The 17509-nt window shown below is 37.6% G+C and carries 9 protein-coding genes; 4 read left to right on the plus strand and 5 right to left on the minus strand.

The genetic code is table 11. The features are described 5' to 3' along the window. Nucleotides 1–159: 159 nt before the first annotated feature. The 3 genes from IFO69_RS02630 (at nucleotide 160) to IFO69_RS02640 (ending at nucleotide 12241) form a co-directional block, all read left to right on the plus strand. Nucleotides 160–6876: a polyketide synthase gene (locus IFO69_RS02630; RefSeq protein ID WP_192007873.1), complete on the plus strand. Its 6717-nt coding sequence runs from the start codon at nucleotides 160–162 to the stop codon at nucleotides 6874–6876. Between the two features lie 11 nt (nucleotides 6877–6887). Continuing rightward, complete coding sequence (locus IFO69_RS02635; RefSeq protein ID WP_192007880.1) at nucleotides 6888–10937, plus strand: non-ribosomal peptide synthetase; 4050 nt, start codon at nucleotides 6888–6890, stop codon at nucleotides 10935–10937. 554 nt (nucleotides 10938–11491) lie between these two features. Beyond that, on the plus strand, nucleotides 11492–12241 hold the full coding sequence (locus IFO69_RS02640) for a 4'-phosphopantetheinyl transferase family protein (protein ID WP_225443958.1): 750 nt from the start codon (nucleotides 11492–11494) through the stop codon (nucleotides 12239–12241). Nucleotides 12242–12248: 7 nt separating this feature from the next. Here the strand turns inward: IFO69_RS02640 and IFO69_RS02645 are convergent, their stop codons facing one another. The 5 genes from IFO69_RS02645 to IFO69_RS02665 form a co-directional block, all read right to left on the minus strand. Beyond that, nucleotides 12249–12482, minus strand: a complete 234-nt coding sequence (locus IFO69_RS02645) for a hypothetical protein (RefSeq protein WP_192007884.1) — start codon at nucleotides 12480–12482, stop codon at nucleotides 12249–12251. Between the two features lie 483 nt (nucleotides 12483–12965). Next, the gene (locus IFO69_RS02650; RefSeq protein ID WP_192007888.1) at nucleotides 12966–13451 is read right to left on the minus strand and encodes a DUF6691 family protein; all 486 of its coding nucleotides are present in this window, start codon (nucleotides 13449–13451) and stop codon (nucleotides 12966–12968) included. 11 nt (nucleotides 13452–13462) lie between these two features. After that, nucleotides 13463–14044 (minus strand): YeeE/YedE family protein, encoded by a 582-nt coding sequence (locus IFO69_RS02655; RefSeq protein ID WP_192007894.1) that lies wholly within the window; start codon nucleotides 14042–14044, stop codon nucleotides 13463–13465. Between the two features lie 69 nt (nucleotides 14045–14113). Continuing rightward, on the minus strand, nucleotides 14114–15535 hold the full coding sequence (locus IFO69_RS02660) for an MBL fold metallo-hydrolase (protein WP_192007897.1): 1422 nt from the start codon (nucleotides 15533–15535) through the stop codon (nucleotides 14114–14116). A 150-nt stretch (nucleotides 15536–15685) separates the two neighbouring features. Next, nucleotides 15686–16489, minus strand: a complete 804-nt coding sequence (locus tag IFO69_RS02665; protein ID WP_192007901.1) for a sulfite exporter TauE/SafE family protein — start codon at nucleotides 16487–16489, stop codon at nucleotides 15686–15688. A gap of 207 nt (nucleotides 16490–16696) precedes the next feature. Between IFO69_RS02665 and IFO69_RS02670 the strand changes: the two genes are divergently transcribed. After that, nucleotides 16697–17509 (plus strand): universal stress protein, encoded by an 813-nt coding sequence (locus IFO69_RS02670; RefSeq protein WP_192007903.1) that lies wholly within the window; start codon nucleotides 16697–16699, stop codon nucleotides 17507–17509.

Consider the following 17509-nt stretch of genomic DNA (forward strand, 5'->3'; position numbering starts at 1 on the left):
AAAACAGTCAATTCGCTTTTAAAAAACCAAAACCATTTTTTATTATTTGTAATACATTTTTATTTATTTATTTTTTATTTACTTTAGTATCAAATAGAGCTATCATTAAAGATTATTTATCTCTATTGGTCAATCTAACTTTTATAAATATTTACGACCATGAACTTAACACCGATTTCGGAACCCTGTAAAATAAGCCTATTGGACCTGTTAAAGGATAGCATAACAAACAATCCTCTTGAGACCGCGATAACCTTCAATGATAAATCCATTTCTTATCAGACACTTGAGGATAAAAGCAACCAATTGGCGCATTTCCTTATCCATCAAGGCGTAAAGCAAGGTGATAATGTGCCTATTTGCATTCATCGCTCTATCGATATGATCATTGGAATCATAGCTATCATAAAATGTGGGGCCTCCTATGTACCAATAGCTCCTGAATTTCCTGTCTCAAGAATAAAGTATATCATTAATAGTATAAATGCTCCTCTTTTATTAGCCGATCAAGAAGAATTATTCAAAGAAACAGCTGATGTAAACCCTATCAATTTGGTAAACCCAAAAGTAGTAGATGCTTCATTTCCTATAATTCCTCCATGTGTATCTGTTGAACCTTCCGATATAGCATATATACTTTTCACCTCTGGTTCGACAGGAGAACCTAAAGGTGTCTCCATGTCACATTCAGCTTTAGTTAATTTACTACTATGGCAAAAAAAAGAGTCTTTTGCCGGAGCAAGAACCCAAACACTTCAATTTTCGAAATTTACTTTTGATGTCTCCTTTCAGGAAATTTTCAGCACTTTAATTACCGGAGGAACCTTACATTTGATAGATGAAGAAACGGTCAAGGATCCTTTTGCCTTACTTCATTTTATTGATAAAAATCGTATTAACCGACTTTTCTTACCCTTTGTCAGTATGCAGTCCTTAGCACATGCAGCTGTAGCCAATAACCTTTTTCCTTCCTCATTAAAGGAAGTTTTCACAGCTGGGGAGCAACTAAAAATTACTGATCAGGTAAAGTCATTATTCAGTAAGTTACCTGAAAGTATACTTTTTAATCAATATGGCCCTACCGAAGCTCATGTTGTCAGTCAATTACGACTTGATGCTATTGATTGCCAAAACTGGCCAATTTTACCCTCCATTGGTTTCCCAATAGACAATACAGAACTTTTTGTTTTAAACGATCAAGAAAAACCAGTAAACAATGGAGAGGAAGGAGAACTTTGTATATCAGGCACATGCTTAGCAAAAGGCTATCTAAACCGACCTGATCTTACAGACGAAAAGTTTACGACGATCAATATTGAGGGACATGGAACCAAACGAATTTATAAAACCGGAGACATTGCCCAAATAGGCCCCAATGATGAAATTGTTTTTTTAGGCAGAAAAGATGATCAAGTAAAAATTCGAGGACATAGAATAGAACTCGGTGAGATAGAAACCGTCATCAGTAAACTAGAGGACATTTACCAAGTAGCTGTGTTGGCAAAAACATATGATGATGGCCAAAAGTACCTCGCGGCTTATTATTCTTCCATTTCGAATAAAATTTCTCAGCAAGAAATCACAGCTTATCTGGCGAAGGAGCTTCCTGAATATATGATTCCTTCTGTCTATCTAAAAGTTCAAGCTTTTCCTAAAACAACAAGTGGAAAAATAGATCGTAAATCCTTACCAGATCCTATTAACAGTCGCCAACAGTATAATACTCCATTAATTCGTCCCAAAACCAAATTGGAAAAACAACTGGCAGAGATTTTTCAGAAAATACTTCACTTTGACCGCATAGGATTGAAAGACAACTTTTTTGAATTTGGTGGAAACTCATTGATGGCACAAAAACTATCGAGTGAGATCAAAATAAATCTTGACTTGAACGTACCAGTAACACAAATTTATCAATCCCCAACTATACAACAAATCATTGACTTTGCTAATTCTGGTAAAGAAACTGAGTTAGACATCTATAAAGCCAGCAGCCTCAACACAAAAGACATTGCTGTAGTTGGTTTATCCGGCCGTTTCCCTGGTGCAAATGATATTGATACTTTTTGGCAAAATTTGGTCTCTGAAAAAGAAACGATATCTCACTTTAGTAAAGAGGAGTTAGATGATAGTATCCCTGAAGAGATAAAGTCAGATCCAAACTACATTCCATCTAGGGGCATTATAGAAGACGTAAACATGTTTGACCCTTCCTTTTTTGGGCTTACCCCAAATCAAGCGGCCCTAATGGACCCTCAGCAACGCCTATTTTTGGAAATCACTTGGGAGCTTTTGGAAAAAACCAGAACACAAGCCAATCAAAAAGGTCAAAAAATAGGAGTTTTTGCCGGAACAAATAACAACACTTATTTTCAAAAGAACCTACTCGGCAACCCTGAAATAGTAGAGAGATACGGTGCATTACAGCTGATGACATTAAACGAGAAAGACTATATCTCTACCAGAACCGCCTATCAATTCGACCTTACCGGACCAGCTATAAGTGTCTATTCAGCTTGTTCTACTTCCCTGCTTGCGGTAGCCCAGGCCGTACAAAGTATCCGATCAGGGCAATGCCATATGGCCATAGCCGGAGGAAGTACCATCACTTCTCCAATAAAAAGTGGGCAATTGTATCAAGAAGGGGCTATTTTCAGCAAAGACGGACATTGCAGGCCTTTTGATGAAAATGCCAGTGGTACTATGTTTAGTGATGGTGCTGGTGCTATTATGCTCAAAGACTTAGACCAAGCAATTCAAGATGGAGATAAGATCTACGCTACCATTAAAGGAATTGGAATCAATAACGATGGAAATCAAAAAGGAAGTTTCTCCGCTCCAAGTGCACAAGGCCAATCAGACGTAATTGTCGCAGCATTGAAAGATGGGAATATCAGTCCAGATACAATCAGTTATGTAGAAACTCACGGAACAGCCACTCCACTAGGAGACCCTATCGAAATCGAAGGACTCAAAAAGGCTTTTGGTAATACTGAAAAAACAAACTTCTGCGGCCTTGGATCCATCAAAAGCAATTTAGGTCACCTTACTGCTGCAGCGGGGATCACGGGGCTTATTAAAACAGTACTGTCCCTCCATAACAAAAAACTTCCCGCGTCTTTGGGATTCTCCAAATTAAACCCAGCAATTGATATTGACAAAAGTCCCTTTTATATTCACAATAAAACTGTCGATTGGGTGTCAGACCTTCCTCTAAGAGCCGGTGTAAGCTCTTTTGGGATTGGGGGAACAAATGTTCATGTCATTTTAGAAGAATATAGCAATCCAGTCCAAGAATCAGATAGTTCAACAGCACCATTTCATTTGATCAATATTTCAGCTAAGTCCGAAAAGAGTCTGGACTTATATTGGTCTAAACTAGAGGACTTTGTTAAAAACAAAAAGCATTTAAACCTTGATGATTTAACCTACTCCATCAATACTAAATCACATAATTTCCAAAGTAAAAGTCACCTAGTTTTCAAAGATAAAGACGACCTGCTGGCCAAACTTTGTGCTGAAAGTATAGAGAAAATACCAAAGACCGCTCTCAACACTTTACCAGAAACCTTGGTATTTCTTTTTCCAGGTCAAGGTGCTCAGTACCTAAATATGGGAAGAGATCTGTATGAATCCGCTACTGTTTTCCGAGAAGCCATAGACCATTGCTCATCTATAGTTGATCTGCTTTTGGATCGACCCATTATGGATATCATCTATCCAAATGAAGAAAATGAGGATGCTTCGGCCCTGCTTAAAAACACAAAATATACGCAACCAGCCATTTTCATCATTGAATATGCTCTGGCTAAGCAATGGATGTCATGGGGGGTAACTCCAACCCATTTATGCGGTCACAGTATCGGTGAATTCGTTGCTGCTCACCTCGCAGGTATTATTTCTTTAGAAGATGCTTTAAAACTGGTAACAGTTAGAGGTCAATTGGTAGCAAACCTCCCTGGTGGTGACATGCTTTCTGTCCGATCCTCTTTTGAAAAGATAAAACCAATCTTACCCAAAGAGCTCTCACTTGCGGCACTAAACTCCCCAAATCTCTGTGTAATCGCTGGAGAATCAAAGCAAATAGAAAAGTTCAGCAAGGAGTTGGAAAGCAAAAACATCCTTTTCAAGAAACTCTTTACCAGCCATGCGTTCCACTCAACCATGATGGATCCTATTTTGCAGGCTTTTCATACACAAGTTAGTCAGATAAAACTATCTGCACCGAATATACCTGTCATATCTACAGTAACAGGAAAATTGCTTAAAGAAGAAGAGGCCTGTTCCCCACAATATTGGACAGATCACTTAAGAAATACGGTTTTGTTTTCTCCTGCGATTGAGCACCTTTTGGATTTTGATCCTCAGAGTGTGTTTCTTGAAGTCGGTCCAGGTAAAGGGTTATCAAGCTTACTAAAACAGCACCCTACTGCCAAAGAGGCTATAACTGTCAATAGCTTAGAAAGACAATCGGGGGAAAATGAATATAAAGAAATATTAGATTCGATGGGACAACTTGCTTCCAACGGAATAAACATCAATTGGGAGCAATTTTATTCTGGGCAAAGAAGGGCTTTAATAGAAGTACCTACCTATGCCTTCGATAAAAGACGATGCTGGATTGATCCAAAAGCAGAAACAGCTCCATTAAATACAACTAAAAAACCATCAAGCACTAGTTCAAATCACAATAACACTCCTCTAAATGCCATGAGAAAAGAAACTATTTTATCAAAGCTCCAAGACGTATTGGAAGATGCTTCTGGAATGCCCATTAAAGGACAACCTTCAAGCAGTTCATTTTTAGAATTAGGATTAGACTCCCTTTTACTAACTCAACTTTCATTTACCTTAAAGAAAGAATTTGGCATACCACTTTCGTTCCGTCAGCTTAATACTGAGTTCAATACTTTGGAGTCATTAACCAATTACTTGGACCAAGAACTCCCTGCCGATAAGTACCAACCAGCAACTAATGGCCATACTACTCCTTCCCAAAGCCCCCAAAATCCTTCTGAGGAATCAATAAATCATCAACATATCCAACCCCAACAACAAAATGGAGCTGTGCCGGCATTTAATCAAAACGGCAACAGTCAATCTGCAATTGGCCTAATAGGACAGCAGTTAGAATTACTTTCCAAGCAAATCGCCCTATTACAGGGACAACCTTCTGTCCCACACCACGAAATCAAACCTATCGCTCAAGCCACATTTAATTCCCCACAGACAAATGGAATTCATTTGCCTCCAAAGAAAAATGGTTCTGACACAATCGGACTGACAAAAGAAGATCAAGAGAACTTAAAAAAGCCATTTGGAGCTACAGCAAGAATTGAGAAAAAAGGTCAAAAAATTGGCGATAAACCCAATGCTTTTATAGCTGCATTTATACAAAAGTACACTTTAAAAACCGCTTCCAGTAAAACCTATACCCAAAAGAATAGGGCTCATATGGCAGACCCAAGAGTAGTAAGTGGCTTTAACCCTGCCATAAAAGAATTGGTTTACTCACTCGTTGTTAACAAGTCAAAAGGTTCAAGATTATGGGATATTGACGGTAACGAATATTTGGATATTCTCAATGGATTTGGCTCTGTCTTATTTGGACACGGTCCCGATTTCATCAATCAAGCGATCAAAGAGCAAATGGATAAAGGCTATGAAATCGGACCGCAGCACGAACTTTCCGGAGAGGTATGTAAGCTAGTCTGTGAAATTACCGAACATGAACGATCAGCGCTTTGCAATACAGGTTCCGAAGCAGTAATGGGCGCACTCAGAGTAGCAAGAACTGTTACACAAAGATCATTAGTCGTAGCCTTCAATGGCTCTTACCATGGCACCTTTGATGAAGTGATAGTTAGGGGAACAAAAAGCCTAAAATCATTCCCAGCCGCGGCAGGTATAATGCCTGAATCAGTTGGGAACATTCTTGTCCTTGACTACGGGACAGACGAAACCTTAAAGATTATTGAAGAAAGAAAAGATGAAATTGCAGCAGTCTTAGTAGAACCAGTTCAAAGTCGAAGGCCTGAGTTCCGCCCTGTAGAATTTTTAAAGCAGCTAAGAAAAATAACTGCTTCATCGGGTTCTGCCTTAATATTCGATGAAGTAATAACCGGCTTCAGAATGCACCCAAAAGGAGCCCAAGGAATTTTTGACATCAAAGCAGACATAGCCACTTACGGTAAAGTAGTGGGGGGAGGTCTTCCCATAGGAGTGATTGCCGGAAGCTCCAGATTTATGGATGCATTAGACGGAGGTTTTTGGCAATACGGAGACAATTCTGTCCCAGAAATCGGCGTGACATATTTTGCAGGAACATTTGTAAGACATCCACTTGCCCTAGCCACTGCAAAAGCTTCTTTAGAGTTTATTAAGAATGACAAAGGACAACTACAAATTGAACTGGACAATAAAATTCAACGCCTGGCAGATTCACTAAATGCTTTCTTTGAAAAATATGAAATCCCGGCTTACATAGCCAACTTCGGTTCCTTATGGAAAATCAAATTTAAACTGGACATTCCTTTTACAGAGCTTCTCTTTGCCACATTTAGAGAAAAAGGACTTCATATCTATGATGGTTTCCCTTGCTTTGCCACTGCAGCATACCAAGATGCTGATATTTCAAAAATTATTGAGGTAGTAAAGGCTGGATTCACAGAAATGGCTACTGCTGAATTTTGGGATGACCTTTTACCAAAACTTTCAAAAAGGCTAGGTGAGACTACTGTAAACCACATGGAAAACAACCAGCCACCTGTTGAAGGAGCACGGTTAGGCAAAACATTAGACGGAAAACCAGCTTGGTTCATCCAAGACCCTGACCGACCAGGAAAGTACCTTCAACTTGACCTAAAAACTGTTTAAACTAGAAAAGCATGAACCCATCATTTGAATTTAAAGAAATTGACTTCGATCCTTTCGAGAACAGTCCTCTTATAAAAGCTATTCCATCAATTGATCCGCAAAAAGAAATTTGGATGGCCTGCAAATTGGGGGGAGAAGTTGCCAACATGGCTTATAATGAATCTATTTCATTGGTACTCAATGGAAATTTAGATACCAAAATTTTCAAATCATCCATTTTGGAAATTGTAAATAGGCATGAAGCACTAAGGTCAACTTTTAGCACTGATGGCAAAACTATGTGTATTCATGAGCGTTTGATTCCAGATCACATTGACATAGATTTAACAGAAAAAAGCGACAATAATCAAAAGAAATTTATCTCGGAATTCAAGCAAAAAGATGCCTCTACTCCCTTTGATCTTGAAAACGGACCTCTTTTAAGGACTGCTCTTTTTAAGCTGTCTAATGAAATATATCATTTCACACTAACCATTCATCATATCATTGGTGATGGATGGTCTTTAGGAGTTATTTTAGAAGACCTTAGTAAGATCTATTCAGCAAAGGTATTAAATGGTACGCCAAACTTATTATCCGCTGATCTGTTTAGTGAATATTCCAGAGAAATAGAGACGATAGAAAACCAACCAGATTTCAAAAAAACTGAGAACTTTTGGCTAGAACTTTTTGGGGAACAGAAAAATGAGTTCACTTTACCTACAGATTTCCAAAGACCTGAAAACAAAATCTATAAAAGTAAAAGGCTGGACTTTCAAGTCAGCAAAACAAAAATTGAACAGCTCAAATCAATTGGTCAATCGACTAACACCTCTCTAGTCAACACATTGATTGCAGCTTTTGAGGTATTTTTAGCAAAAAAAACCAAGCAACAAGATATTATCTTGGGAGTCCCTGCTGCTGGGCAATCGGCCACTGGCTTTTTCAACCTTGTGGGACATTGCGTCAACCTACTTCCATTAAAATCAACTGTTCAAAAAGACCTACCCTTTTTGGACTATTTGAAAAACAGGAACGGGGAAATACTTGACTGCTATGACCATCAGCTTTTCACTTTCAGTAAACTGCTGGCCAAATTGAACATAAAAAGGGACCTTTCCAAAACGCCTTTGGTCCCAGTGATTTTCAACCTGGATGTGGGAATGGATGCAAATGTGAAATTCTATGACATTGACTACTCCCTAATCAGTAACCCCAGGGAATATGACAATTTTGAGCTTGCTTTAAATTTAACTAATAGCAAAGATTCCTTTCAGTTTGAATGGACCTATAACACTTCCTTATTTAAAGAAGAGTCCATCCAAAATATGATGGATGAATTCAATAGGCTTCTGGATGGCATCATTCAAAATCCTTCCCAAAAAATTAGTGATTATACTATTTTCGATTATACTCAAATTTTAGATCAGCTCCAAGTATGGAATAACACCTCCACTGATTACCCAAAAGATCGCTCTTTTTTAAGTTTCTTTAGTGAAATGGCTTTAAAGCATGCTGACAAAACGGCTGTTGAATTTCAAAGTCAAAAAATTTCCTATAAAGAATTAGAAGAACAGTCAAACAAACTTGCCCACTATTTAACTGAATCAAACATAAGAAAAGGTGACAGGATAGGCCTATTTCTACCTCGGTCAATAGACATGGTATTAGGTTTATTGGGTATCTCAAAATGTGGAGCCATTTATATTCCTATTGACCCAGAATTACCTGAAGAAAGAGTTACCCATATGATGAGCGATGCACAAGCATCAGCACTCATCACCACTTCAGAATTAGGAAACAAACTAAATACAAATATTGAAAAAATTTGTATTGAAGATTTCTATATCAAGAGTAAAGACCTATCAAAAAAACCTATAGAAACCCAAATAGACCCAGCTGATCCTGTATATATACTTTATACGTCTGGATCAACAGGAAAACCAAAAGGGGTTCAGGTAAGTCATCAAAACCTAACAAACTTTTTACTAAGTACTAAAGACAAGCCTGGAGTAAATGAATCAGAAAGAATACTAGCCATTACAACTATTTCATTCGATGTGGCCGGAGCAGAAATTTTCTCTCCTCTCATAAATGGCGCCACTTTGATAATGGCTGATAGTATAACAATAAAAGACGGAAGACTACTATTAAAAACCCTCAAGGAAAAAAACATCACCATGATGTTCTCTACTCCAGCAACATATAGGATGCTTATTCAGGTAGGTTGGGATCAGCCCCTTCCAATCAAGATTACATCAGGCGGAGAGCCCTTTCAAAGTTCTTTGGTGGAGAAACTTTTAAAGGTAACCAAGGAAATATGGAATGCTTATGGACCAACTGAGACAACAATTTTTTCTACCATTAATAGAATCACGAGTTTAGAAAACTATACTTCTATTGGCCGTCCAATTGCCAATACACAAATCTACATTTTAGATCAAGACCTTAGACCGGTATCTCCAGGAGCAATTGGAGAAATTTATATTGGTGGCGACGGTGTATCTCTTGGCTATTGGAACAGACCTGATTTGAATAGGGAAAGGTTTATCAACAACCCACTCAGCAATAGTGTTGATGTTCTTTATAAAAGTGGGGACCTCGGGAAGTTTTTGTCTAATGGAGAAATAATTTGCCTGGGAAGAGAGGACAGTCAGGTGAAAATTAGGGGCCATAGAATTGAAATTGGTGAAGTTGAGCAACAGATTGCGAATTTGGATTATATAGACGCTGCATCGGTCATCGTTGACAACCTTTCAAACGGTGCTAAGAAAATGATAGCATATGTCATCTTAAAAAACAAAAAACCGTTAAATGAATCTTCTGAAAGTGAATTGGACAAAGCTCAGCATATCCAAATAAAGGATGATTTGAAAAAATTCTTGCCAGAATACATGATTCCTACAGAATGGGTGAGCTTATCACACTTTCCTTTAACACCAAATGGAAAAATAGACTATAAAGCACTACCAGTCCCGTCAAAATCTGTCGATTCAGCCTCAGTAACGGATAAGCAAGCCCGAACGGAAAACGAAAAACTAGTCAGTGACATATGGTTAAAAAGTCTTGGCTTGCCCTATATTAATCTGGACGATGATTTTTTTGAACTTGGTGGTCACTCTATTTTAGCTGTGGAAGTGATGAGTCAAATTGATAAAGCAACAGGAAAAAACCTGCCACTTACCTCCCTTTTTAAGCATTCCACCATCAGGACGTTTTCAAAATTACTAGATGATGAGTCCGAAGCAATTGCTCAGGAAAAAGAATGGACTTCTCTAATCCCCATCAAATCTTCTGGAAGGAAACCTCCAGTATATTTAATTCATGGTGTAGCTGCCAACATAACAAACTATTTTAAACTTATTGACTTTGTAGATGAAGACCAACCTTTGTATGGACTACAAGCAAAAGGGTTAAACGGAATTGACAAGCCAAATCATGGAATAGAAAGCATTGCCAAATACTATGTCCATGAAATTATTGCACATAATCCTCAAGGCCCCTATAACATAGGTGGATATTCTTTCGGGGGCTATGTAGCATTCGAGATGGCTGCTCAATTAATAAAAATGGGCAAAAAGGTTAATAAGCTCATTATATTTGACACAAGTGTTGAGCCAGAAGACCTTAAGTCCAATAATAGGAAAAATATTATTGACTCATTTGGTGAGGAATTAGAACAGAGAAAAGTGGATCTTCAGTTACTTTTTAAAGCTCCAAACACTTTCCGAACGACCAAAGCTCGTGCTATTAAAAGAAAAACAGAAAATTTCTTACAAAAAATCGGGTTGTCAAAAGAAGATGAACAGCCTAAGGAGAGGGCAGCCATCATTAAGATGATCAAAAAAATTAATAATGATTCGCTCAGAAACTATAGTCTGTACCCTATCGATCTTGAACTGACACTTTTTAAAGCAGCTATAAAAATTGCGCCCGTAAAAGATGAAAAAACTTATGGATGGTCTCCTTATGTGAAGAAAGTTAATGTAATAGACATTGAGGGAGATCATAATAGTATGTTTGATCCTCCCTTTGGAGCACCGTTTGCCAAGAAACTGCAAAAGTTATTGGATGAAAATTAATCCAGTGATAGGTATTGTTGGAAAATTTAAGATTATCCAACAATACCTCCCTTACTCCAAATCAACTATTAGTATTATTTTTAATACAAAAAACACAATTAAATTATATTAGTTAGGACTTTTTACCCATGATTATTTCCATTTTTAAACCTTTCGAACACTAAAATACTTAATTCGTTTTTTTTAGTACGAAATACATTTTTATTGATTCAAAATTTGATTAGCTTTACTATAGTATGTATAATTGAAAGGTAAGAAAAACTTAGTCACACACAATAATCCATCTTAAATTTTCAACCCGATAACATGAAGACTTTTATATCAAACTTTCGGTCAGTTTTTGAGTGTGACAAGTGACCAACCTGTGAAATTATCAAAATACATAAATTTATTTTTGAAGAACATTTAATATCAAAATAAAGAAACAGATAATACTCCTTGTAAATTTGGTCGTTTAAATAAATAGAATTGAGAAATGTAATAAGAAATTTGAACTCGATCAGTTTTTCTCGAATTCAAAATAAAATCAGTCAATTATCGACAAAATGTGTCAAATGATGGATAGCCAACTATTTATTAGCAAGATTCATTGCAGCACAGTTTTGCTTCCCAATTGGACCGTAAAATCTGACTTTAAAATCGATGAAAATGTCGATCTGTGGAGAGTTCCAGTACAGAAATTGAAAGATAAAATTGAAAAAATTTTACAGCTTCTTACTCCACAAGAGTTTAATACGATGAACCGGTACCAAAAGGAAAGTGACCGGTTAAGGTATGCCATTGGAAAAGGATTCCTTAAGACACTATTGTCTAAATACCTAAAATGCAAGCCAGAAGAAGTTGAGTTCGTAGAAGGTATGAATAAAAAACCTGCCATTAAAGGTTATAGAAATTTCAATTTCAACATTTCTCATTCTAAGGACTGGGTAATTTTTGGGTTTTGCAGTGATGAATTAGGAGTAGATATTGAGTACGTGGACAGTAAATTTGATTTTCTTTCCCTTATCAATAATTGTTTCACAAAACCAGAGGCTCATTTTATTGAAAATGCATACTCTCCAAGACATGAGTTTTTCAAACTTTGGACAAGAAAAGAATCCCTATTAAAAGCAACCTCAGTAGGCATGGTAGATAATTTGAATTTCATCAATTGTCTAGATGGTGTTCAATATATCCCTTACGAAGTTGGTGGGGGCTTTTCTGATTGGAAAATAAAAAGCCTATTGATGGATGAGGTATACCCTATCAGTGTATCCTTTCCTGTACGTTATAGAAAACTAAGGTTTTTTGAAGCGAATCCATAAACATCTCTTACTTTGGCTCGACTTGCTTCTCTAAAACATCATTCACTTTTTTTGGGCAGCAATGTACACATAAACTTACGTTTTCATAGTTCAACCTGGCCTTCCGTAAAGCTTCAGCTCCATTATTGAACGGACCTAAATAACTCGCATCATCCATTCCATGAATTTCGGCACAGCCTAGTTTATGTACCTCATGTACCCCATTCTTGTCAAAACAGTTACTAAGATAAAAGAATATCATCTAATCAAGTGTTTATTAAAATTAACGTCCTTTAAAACTACGTCTTCAACATATTAAAAAAAATACCATATCTACGGTATTTTTTCAACAACCCTTTATTAGGATACTGAGAAGCTTAGTCATTTAACTTCTTTAAAACCAGTATATCCAGCCAATCAGTACTTGTTACGAAATCTGCCCACCTTGACTGTAATCGGGATGGAACAAATCCAAAGTATCCAGATATTTCTTGATCTAACCAAGAAATATTTTCATCTGGTCCACCCTTTCAAATGGATTCAAAGCTTTACCGGAATCCCCAAGTGGCTGGTTAACCGTTTCGATAAATACGGTCCCATCTAAAAATCACCTATTTTTGTCTCCTTTAAAACTATTGTCAAAGCTTTTCCTTTTCTAACACATAATCACCGCTAGAAAGAATCAAAACAAAAAAAGGCGAATGAGTTAATACACATTCACCTTTTCTTTAGACCACTTCCTCTATTAGTTCGGCAGCTTATCAGCCAATTTTCCATATACCCAAGTCCCTACCAAAGCACTGATCAAAGTAACGACAACTATGGTAAATCCTGTTCCAATTTGGGCAAATAAGGGACCCGGACATGCACCGGTAATTGCCCAGCCTAATCCAAAGATAAAGCCTCCTATGATTTGACCTTTTCTAAATTCCTTGTCTTGTATTACCACTTTCTCTCCCGAAAGTGTTTTGATGTTAAACTTCTTGATCAGAAATATAGAAATCATTCCCACAAATACCGCAGAGCCTATTACTCCATACATATGAAAAGATTGCAAGCGAAACATTTCTTGGATTCTAAACCATGAGATCACTTCTGATTTGACCATAATTATACCAAAGAAAACTCCAACAACCATATACTTCAGCAACCCAATACCAGTTTCTCTTTTCTTCTGAAGGTTTGGCGCTTCACATTCGATCGGTTTTTCCAATAAATCTTCTTTCATCATTGTCTTAAATTTTAGAATCCTGCAATTTTCATAAGTGTTGGCAAAAACAAATGCGTCATTGCAAATCCACCCAACATAAAAAAGATGGTAGCCACCACTGATGGCCACTGTAAGTTACTAATCCCCATGATGGCATGTCCTGATGTACAGCCTCCCGCATATCTTGTCCCAAAGCCCACCATAAAACCTCCAAACACAAAAAAAACGAGTCCTTTCAGGGTAAATACGTTTTGCCAATTAAAGATTTCGGAAGGAAGTAAGTTAGAGTATTGCGTGATTCCCAATGCCTCTAAATCTTTCTGAGTACTTTCAGCCACCACAACAGCCTCAGGATTTGAGAAAAATAATCCTACAATCATCCCTCCCACCAAAACTCCAAATACAAAATAAAGATTCCAGGCCTCCTTTTTCCAATCATATGAGAAAAATGGAATTTTGGCAGGTACACAGGCTGCGCAGATATGCCTTAATGAAGATGAAATTCCAAAAGACTTATTCCCTATCAATAGCAAAACAGGAACTGTCAATCCCAACAGTGGACCCGCCACGTACCAAGGCCATGGCTGGCTAATCCAATCAATAAGTTTTTCCATAAAGTTTATTAATTTAAAAAGGGGACAAAACCATCCCCTTTTCTATTCATATTTTATTGAAAGATCAGTTTAGAGTTTGGTAGTTGGACATACAAATTCTGTCAATTCAAATTTTCCAGATTCCTTGATGCTCTTAAAGCCTCCATTTACATCTATCATATTCTCAAACCCTCTCGCTCGCATGATAGAAGCAAAGACCATAGACCTATACCCTCCTGCACAATGGACATAGTAGATTTGGTTTTTGTCAAGGGTATCCATATTCTCATTGATGTAATCCAAAGGGTCGTTGACTGCTCCTAAAACATGTTCACTTTCAAATTCACTGCTTTTGCGAACATCTAAAATTGAGACCTCAGAATCCTTTGCCTTAATATCTGCCAATTCATCAGCTGAAATGGATTCGATAGCATCTACTTCTTTTCCAGATTGCTCCCATCCCTCAAAACCGCCTTTTAAGTAACCAATAGCATGGTCATATCCCACTCTAGCCAATCGAGTAATTACTTCCTCTTCTCTTCCCTCCTCGGCGATCACCAAAATTTCTTGCTTTACATCAGGGATCATGGTCCCTACCCAAACTGCAAAACTGCCATCAATTCCGATATTAATAGAGTTAGGTACAAACCCTTTGGCAAATACCTGTGGGCTCCTAGTATCCAACATAACTGCTCCAGTATCATTGGCAGCAGCCTCAAATTCATTTGGACTCAATGCCTGTTCACCCCTCTTTAGGACCTCATCGATACTGTCGTAACCCTGGATATTCATCATCACGTTTTGTGGGAAATATGCAGGAGGTGGTGTCAGGCCATTGATCAATTTCTCCACAAACTCCTCTTTACTCATTTCCTGCAAAGCATAATTTGTCTTTTTTTGGTTGCCAAGGGTATCCGAGGTCTCTTTACTCATATTTTTACCACATGCACTTCCTGCTCCATGTGCAGGATAAACGATCAAGTCATCAGGCAAAGGCATGATCTTATTCCTCAAAGAATCGTAAAGATGGCCAGCCTGCTTTTCCTGAGTAAGGTCTTCAGACACTTTCTGCGCCAAATCCGGACGGCCTACATCTCCAATAAACAAGGTATCACCTGTGAAAATCGCCTCTTGTTTCCCTTCTTCATTGGTCAACAGATAGCAGGAACTTTCCATGGTATGCCCAGGAGTGTGTATCACTTGAACCTTAACTCCACCTATTTCAAACTTCTCGCCATCTTTTGCCACTACAGCTTCAAATCCCAGTTTTGCTTCTGTAGGACCAAAAACAATTTGAGCACCCGTCTTTGCGGCCAAATCTTTATGCCCAGAAACAAAATCAGCATGAAAATGCGTTTCAAAAACATACTTTATTTTTACCCCGTTTCTTTCAGCCTTCTGAATATAAGGATCGACTTCGCGAAGTGGATCGATGATAGCGGCTTCTCCATTAGATTCTATATAATAAGCCCCTTGCGCTAAGCATCCTGTATAAATTTGTTCTATTTTCATCTTTCTAATTGATAATATACACGGTTAACTAATTACTTTAATACTTTCTCCAGAGGGCAAAAGTTCCCTTTAGAGATTTAATTATGACACTAAATTAGAGAATACTTATCTAGATAAAAGTGACTTCTATCACATAAGAAAAAGCTTCTCTCATACTCCGGTTATTTCTTTGAATAAAATGTAAACACCCATGATCAGTACAAACCACCCAAATGATTTCTTTAACGCAGCATCATTGATTTTTCGGGACAACATACTTCCTATAAATATTCCTGAAACACTAAGTCCTGTAAAGACCAACAAAAATGCCCAGTCTATCTTTTGAGTAGTAAGATCACCGGTGAAGCCAAGCAATGATTTCGCAGCTATTATTAGCAGTGATGTGCCTACTGCTTTTTTCATTGGGAGCTTTGCCAACAGCACCAATGCCGGGATAATCAAAAAGCCTCCACCAGCGCCTACTATACCTGTTACAGTCCCTTCCATCAAACCTTGAACAGCAATTAGCGGATAGTTCAAGTCATCCCCATTACTTTCAGGCTGAAGTTTCTTGCCATTTTTGATCATGGAGAATGCTGCCGCTACCATAATCACGGCAAAAAACACCATAATCCCTGCATCTCTTGTGACCTCTATTCCTTGAAAGGTGAGCAACACTTCCGGTAAGGCATGTACCAAATATTTTCTGGTAAGAAACACGGCAGTAAACGAAGGAATTGCGAAAACCAAAGCCGTTTTATAGGATACACTGCCCCTCTTCATATAACTTACTGAGCCTACTAAGGAAGTACTTCCTACAACAAACAGGGAATAAGCGGTGGCCAAAACCGGAGTAATCCCTAAAAGATAAACCAATATCGGAACTGTAAGAATAGATCCTCCTCCCCCGATCAAACCCAAACTAACACCAATAAGTATTGAAGCCAAAAAACCAATTATTACTATTAAATCCATGTGCGGTTGATTACTAATTCCTAATTTTCAACAAAACTAGTAGTTTCATTTTCCAACGGTTGTGACATTTGTTACATTAAGTCCTATCCTTTTCTCCAAACTATTCGAAACAAAACACCCCTCACACTTAATCCATTTATAACCAATAACTTATTGAAATTATCTCATTAAGTCCTTATATTCATATAAGACATTTTGTTGGACTACATGAAAATCCTTGTTGCTACAGACCTTTCAGACAATGCATTCAACGCCTTGGAATTTGCAAGTTACCTTGCAAACACTCCTCAAAGTAGCTTAACATTACTGTTTGCCTATACCCCAGTGTATGATTTTGCAGCACAAACTGCCGAATATGTGGTGAATTTGGAGAATCAAGCCACAAAGGTATTGAAGTCATATCAAAAAAGCCTAATCAAAAAGGGCGTTAGCACTAATTTTATTATCAAGCAGGAGAATGCTATTTCTGCCATTTGTAATAGCGCAGAAAAAGAAGCCTATGATCTTATCGTACTTGGTTCTCAGGGTGAAGGTGGTATTACTCAAAACTTATTAGGTTCTACCACCACGGAAGTAATTCGATTAAGTAACATCCCGACACTATCCATTCCCAAGCACGCAACTTTTAAAAATGTATCTTCAATTTCCTTAGCGATGGAGCTAAACAGGAGTGACATTATTTTTTTAGGGCAACTCATTACGCTTACACGCGATTACAGACTTCCTTACAGGATCATTCATATCAAAAAAGACCGTGAAGAAATTCACCGTCTTACTTTTTCCGAGTTGTCAAATTATTTAGACGATCATTTTCCAAAACTATCATTTAGTTTTCATGAAATCGAAGCCAAAGAAGTAAACCAGGGCCTCCGTGAGTTTACTGAGACTTACCCCAACACGCTACTAAGCATGTTTAGCAAACACTTCAGTTTTTTTGACCGCCTTTTAAGTAAAAGTCATTGTGCCCAAATGGCCATCCACAGTTCTGTACCTCTTTTGGTTTTGAAATCTAAAAAATAA

Origin of the sequence: Echinicola arenosa, from assembly GCF_014841125.1 — a bacterium.
Lineage (GTDB): Bacteria > Bacteroidota > Bacteroidia > Cytophagales > Cyclobacteriaceae > Echinicola > Echinicola arenosa.